Below are 392 nucleotides of genomic sequence, written 5' to 3'. Positions count from 1 at the left end.
GTTGCATATTTTGCCATATCAGCAATGTAGTCGTTGTAAATATCTGTTTGATAATTAGCCGTTTGTGCAAAACTCTCTGTCTCTGCATAGTTTTTGACCACAGCGGGCATTCCACCTGTTACAAGGTACTTTTTGTAAAATTCCAAAGCAAACGAATGAAGCGGAAATTCTTCGTTTCGCGCATAATGCCTGCGAATTTCTACCGCAAGATTTTCCCTGCCTAATGCCCACAAAAACTCCTCAAAATCAAGTGGATAAAGGTATAACTCATTCACTTTTCCAACAGGGAACGAATAGTTGGAGCGATTAACAGCCACGCCAAGCAACGAACCTGCCGCCACTATATGGTACTGAGGCGTATCTTCGCAAAAATATTTCAATGCGGTTAATGC

The 392-nt window shown here is 41.6% G+C and carries 1 pseudogene; it reads right to left on the bottom strand.

The window, feature by feature from the left end:
- A pseudogene (locus ASC50_RS05350) lies at positions 1-380 on the bottom strand (ATPase); the annotation flags it as partial.
- Positions 381-392: the final 12 nt, after the last annotated feature.

Source organism: Candidatus Symbiothrix dinenymphae (assembly GCF_001431085.1).
Note: the sequence above shows the minus strand (reverse complement) of the source record. Positions and strands in the feature narration are given on the sequence as shown.